Below are 4,727 nucleotides of genomic sequence, written 5' to 3'. Positions count from 1 at the left end.
TTTTTCTCAATTTTACACTAAAATAGATTTTTTGGAAAACTTTGCAACAGAACCGACAGGAGCAATAAGGGATTTTTAATTCTTGAAAAGGGAATGAAAAAGGAATATAATAAAAGTGCTTACAAAGTTAATGAAAAGGAGTTTTTTAAAATGAAAACCCAAGAACTTAATTTAAAACAATTTGTAATGTTGTCTGAAAAGGAACTTCAAGAAATTAGTGGAGGAGGCGGATGGGGTTCTGCTTTTGCAGGATGGCTTGGAGGAATTGGTGTTAAATCAGGTCAAACTGCCCAACAAGTAGTTAATCAATTAAATGTTGTAACGGGCTTTCACGCTTATAATCATAATCCATATGGTAGTGGTGGTACACCAAACGATTGATTGAGAAGTATGTTTACATTGATTTTCTCTAATTTAACAGGAGGTATAATTATTAAAGCGATTTATAAAGATAAGACTGTAGATGTCTGGGAAATAAGTAAAAATAATGAACAACCAGATTGGGTAAAAAATGCTTTTAAAGAAAATTATCTTAGTTGGTATGACGAAAGATTAAAAATTCTAATGAATGGCATCAAACCTTCAGCTAAAAGTTCTTTAAAATTGGGAATTATGGGCTCTGTTGCTGGAAGTTTAGCTGGTGGATTAGCGGGAAACAATATTTATGTGATGGGTGAAATTGGAGATTATTTAGATATAACCAACCGCAAAGTTGTATCTAAAGAAAAATTTTTAAAAAAATATAGTGTTTGAATCAAAACGCTCTTTGAGCATTTTTTTAGGTTTTAAACTGATTTGCTGAGCGTTAGTGTTGGGAAAAATTCGTGAATATAAAAGGAAAACTACGACAAGAAAGTATTTACTAACAATTGTCTGAGCTAGTTTTCTCGACAGTGGTGTCACTATTTTTTTATCCAGGAAGATAAGGAGAATTAGATATTGAAATATTTTGTGACATTTTTGTCTCCAACACAGAACATGGGAACATTGAATTGGCAAACAATGATATTGGATGATTATCTTGTTGATGATTCCTACTGGGAAAATACCAAATTAGAATTATCAAAAGAAGTAGAATGGATTACGCAAAGTGAACTCTACAAAAAAGTAAAACGCAATGATGGTTCGGGTAATGATATTATATTATCGGTACCAGTTAGTGCGGTTTTAGAAATGATAAAATCATTTTTTATACTAGGACACAGTTAATGATATGTTTTGTACTATTCGGTACAAAATGTTTGTATTTCAAAAAAGAAGATGTTAATATAATTATACCAAGTGGTACAAAACAATGTTGTTAGATACAATCTAATCTAACCATTTGAATCTAAAGATATGGAGGTGTACAACTTGAGAAATACGAAAGAAAAGATATTGACGGCTACAGAACAGCTTATATATAAAAAAGGTTATACAGGGACTTCTATTAATGATATTTTAGATGAAACTGCGACAGGCAAAGGGCAATTCTATTATTACTTTGATTCAAAAAAAGAAGCTTGCCTAGCAGTCATCGATAATCATGTTAAAATTTGGCAAACACATTTGCTAAATGGAATCCTATCGAGAGATGAAAGTCCACTGGCAAACTTGAAAGAGATGCTGGATTGGATTTACAGTGATCATGCGCAAAAAAAAATATACTACGGCTGTCCTGTAGGTAATCTCGTTATTGAGCTTTCCGCCCTAGATGAGGATTTTAGAAAACCTCTTGAACAACTATTTTCAGATTTACAAAAAAAAATTGCGGAAAATCTATCAGCTTTAACAGGACTGCTGGTGAAACAAAATCTTCCTGCAGCACATGCAATTATTGCTCAAATTCAAGGAAGTCTTCTACTCTTGAAAGTGACTCAAGATTTAAATGTTCTTGAATCAAATTTTGATTTATTAAAAACTAGTTTTGAAAAAGTGGGAGAAAAATAATGAAAAAATTGGATATGATAGTTATCGGACCAGGTCCTGCCCCGCCTACTGCTGTGATACGACGTAAATCTTTATGTCAGCAGTTGAATCTAAAGAAAAAGTCAAGCTTTTGCAGGCCGATGCGATTCGGAGAGAATATCCCATTGCCGATGTTCAAAAAAGATGGCAAAGTTGTCAAACATTCATAGACGTTCTTCGTAAGGGGATACTTAAGCAACTCATTGCAGAATTATCATAAAAATTTTATATTTAAAGGAGAACAAAATGTTCAATAACAAAAATACAGCATTCGTCGTTACAGACCCACAAGTCGAATTCCTCAAACCAAAAGGTGCAGGCTATGGTCTAACAAAAGATATCCTCAGAAAATATCATACCACTGAGAATCTTACAGAACTCTTCAAACATGCTAAAGCAAAAGGCTATAAAATCTTTATTTCACCACATTACTTTTACGACCATGACCAAAACTGGAAATTTGGTGGTCAAGGCGAACAAATGATGTTGAATAATAAAATGTTCCATCGTGAAAACCAGTATCAAGAAACATTGAAAGGTTCAGGAGCAGACTTCGTGGAGGAACTCAAACCTTACTTGGATGAAAATACTATCATCACAAGCCCCCACAAAATCTTCGGTCCCGAATCAAATGACTTGGCGCTTCAACTCCGTAAAAACGGCATTGATACTGTTATCTTGGCTGGAATGAACGCAAATCTCTGTGTGGATTCACACTTGCGTGAACTCGTAGAATTAGGTTTTCACGTTCACGTTGCAGCTGACGCAACAGGAGCACCTGGTCAAGAAGCCTATGATGCAGCAATAACAAATTTTGGATTTGTTGCAGATCGCACCATGAGTACAGCAAAAGTTCTTGAAGAGCTTTGAAGCAATAGGTAAACAGGCAAATTAAATGAAAATAATATTTGATGAACTAGCTACTGAAAAAATTAAAAGCTTCGGTGCTGTGGTAAATCTATCGTGGATAATAAGTTAGTTCAAAACTAAAATTTGGAGATTTTTAAATGAAAAAAATAGACGTAAAAAATATCGTTGTTGGTTTTGGTAAAGGTGGAAAGACCTTGGCCAAATTCCTTGCTGGAAAAAAAGAAAGTGTCGTCGTTATTGAACAATCAACTCTAATGTATGGTGGGACTTGTATCAACATCGGCTGTATTCCATCAAAATTTTTGATTGTCAACGGTGAAAAAGGTTTGAAATTCACAGAAGCTGAAGAAAAAAAAGCGATGCTTACAGGTAATTTGAATCTAAAAAATTATCACATGATTGCGGATGAAGCAACAGCTGAAGTTATTGATGGCAAAGCAAAATTTGTCTCTGATCACGAAATCGAAGTGATGGATGCTGAGGGTGAAGTCATTGCACAACTAATTGGCGAACGTATCTTTATCAATACTGGCGCGACACCTGTCTTGCCACCAATTCCCGGACTTGTGGACAGTAGAAATGTTGTGACTTCAACTGAATTAATGGATTTGAAGCAGCTTCCTGAACATTTGACGATTATTGGTTCTGGTTATATTGGTCTTGAATTTGCTTCAATGTTTGCAAGTTACGGATCAAAAGTAACAGTTCTTGATATTTTCGATAACTTCCTTCCTCGTGATGATGAAGATATTTCGAAGTTGGTTCGTTCCGACCTTGAATCTAGGGGGATTATCTTTAAGCTTGGCGTGAAGATTGATGCTATTACTGACAATAGCGTTGAAATAATAAATAAAGAAGGCAAAAAAGTTTCAATCTTATCAGATAAAATTTTGGTTGCAACAGGTCGCAAACCCAATACTGCTGGACTTGGACTTGAAAACACTAATATTCAACTTGGTCAACGTGGAGAAATTGTGGTCAACGATAAACTTGAAACCACTGTTCAAAATGTATGGGCACTTGGGGATGTGCATGGCGGTTTACAATTTACTTACACTTCCCTTGATGATTTCCGTATTGTAAGTAATAACCTTTATGGAGATGGTAAGCGGAGTCTGTCTGACCGCAAAAATGTACCAACCTCTGTGTTTATCACACCTGCCTTGTCTAAAGTTGGCCTTAATGAAAAAGCTGCTAAAGCAGCGGGCATCGATTATCGTCTCTTCAAACTTGCTGCGACAGCCATTCCAAAATCAGCTGTCTTGAATCAGTCTAAAGGCTTACTCAAAGCTTTGGTTGATCCAGAGACAGACAAAATTCTTGGTATTACAATTTACGCAGAAGAATCTTATGAAACAATTAATCTCATAAGTCTTGCGATTGAAGTAGGCTTGCCTTACACATTATTGCGTGACAAAATTTACACTCATCCAACCATGACTGAAGCATTAAATGATTTGTTTGCCGCTAAAAATGAAGTAAAGTAAAATAAAATAGTCAAATTTGATGGAAATCGAGTATGAGTTACTGACATACTACCAATAACTTTTTATATCTTGATAATTAAAACGAAAGTTTTTAATAGTTATTTTAAGTCAATTTAATGAATTGCCCGATTACCCTTGAAAAGTTGAGCAATATGAGCAGATTATGACAGTTTTATGAGAAGATGAGAGTGTTTATCTTTCTTAATTAAACGAGATGACAAAAAAACGAAGTTGTGATAAAATAAGGGTAAAGAAAAAGGAATTGCGCTAACAAGTCCTAGTGTATCCGATTAAAAGTCGGTGGCAGTATAATGTTCTAAGAACCGTTAACTGATGTGTACCCCAAAAGTTAGACTTTTTATCCAAGTAGAAATACTTGGATTTTTTTAATTGTTTTGGTAATTCAAGCGAAATTGAATTGGA

Annotated in this window: 7 protein-coding genes; all 7 read left to right on the top strand. The window is 34.7% G+C overall.

Annotated features, from left to right (window positions below):
• Nucleotides 1-150 precede the first annotated feature (150 nt).
• The 7 genes from ACTJFD_RS11415 (at nucleotide 151) to ACTJFD_RS11385 (ending at nucleotide 4,304) form a co-directional block, all read left to right on the top strand.
• A complete protein-coding gene (locus ACTJFD_RS11415; protein ID WP_031297153.1) occupies nucleotides 151-381 on the top strand; it encodes a ComC/BlpC family leader-containing pheromone/bacteriocin in 231 nt (76 codons plus the stop codon).
• A 9-nt stretch (nucleotides 382-390) separates the two neighbouring features.
• Nucleotides 391-753 (top strand): hypothetical protein, encoded by a 363-nt coding sequence (locus ACTJFD_RS11410; protein WP_011669076.1) that lies wholly within the window; start codon nucleotides 391-393, stop codon nucleotides 751-753.
• Between the two features lie 186 nt (nucleotides 754-939).
• Nucleotides 940-1,209 (top strand): hypothetical protein, encoded by a 270-nt coding sequence (locus ACTJFD_RS11405; protein WP_023349276.1) that lies wholly within the window; start codon nucleotides 940-942, stop codon nucleotides 1,207-1,209.
• Between the two features lie 129 nt (nucleotides 1,210-1,338).
• On the top strand, nucleotides 1,339-1,929 hold the full coding sequence (locus ACTJFD_RS11400; protein ID WP_023349277.1) for a TetR/AcrR family transcriptional regulator: 591 nt from the start codon (nucleotides 1,339-1,341) through the stop codon (nucleotides 1,927-1,929).
• A 73-nt stretch (nucleotides 1,930-2,002) separates the two neighbouring features.
• Nucleotides 2,003-2,167, top strand: coding sequence for a hypothetical protein (locus ACTJFD_RS11395; RefSeq protein WP_153915025.1), 165 nt, complete (start codon nucleotides 2,003-2,005; stop codon nucleotides 2,165-2,167).
• Nucleotides 2,168-2,193: 26 nt separating this feature from the next.
• A complete protein-coding gene (locus ACTJFD_RS11390) occupies nucleotides 2,194-2,817 on the top strand; it encodes a cysteine hydrolase (RefSeq protein WP_023349278.1) in 624 nt (207 codons plus the stop codon).
• A 137-nt stretch (nucleotides 2,818-2,954) separates the two neighbouring features.
• Nucleotides 2,955-4,304 (top strand): FAD-dependent oxidoreductase, encoded by a 1,350-nt coding sequence (locus tag ACTJFD_RS11385; RefSeq protein ID WP_023349279.1) that lies wholly within the window; start codon nucleotides 2,955-2,957, stop codon nucleotides 4,302-4,304.
• The last annotated feature ends 423 nt before the right edge of the window (nucleotides 4,305-4,727 follow it).

Source organism: Vagococcus sp., assembly GCF_052102835.1.
Lineage (GTDB): Bacteria > Bacillota > Bacilli > Lactobacillales > Vagococcaceae > Vagococcus.
The sequence above is the reverse complement of the archived record's forward strand: the minus strand, read 5'-3'. Positions and strand labels throughout refer to the sequence as shown.

Coding starts and splice junctions, on each gene's coding strand:
- ACTJFD_RS11415 (WP_031297153.1), top strand. CDS start 151: ATGAAAACCCAAGAACTTAATTTAAAACAATTTGTAATGTTGTCTGAA.
- ACTJFD_RS11410 (WP_011669076.1), top strand. CDS start 391: ATGTTTACATTGATTTTCTCTAATTTAACAGGAGGTATAATTATTAAA.
- ACTJFD_RS11400 (WP_023349277.1), top strand. CDS start 1,339: ATGGAGGTGTACAACTTGAGAAATACGAAAGAAAAGATATTGACGGCT.
- ACTJFD_RS11395 (WP_153915025.1), top strand. CDS start 2,003: ATGTCAGCAGTTGAATCTAAAGAAAAAGTCAAGCTTTTGCAGGCCGAT.
- ACTJFD_RS11390 (WP_023349278.1), top strand. CDS start 2,194: ATGTTCAATAACAAAAATACAGCATTCGTCGTTACAGACCCACAAGTC.
- ACTJFD_RS11385 (WP_023349279.1), top strand. CDS start 2,955: ATGAAAAAAATAGACGTAAAAAATATCGTTGTTGGTTTTGGTAAAGGT.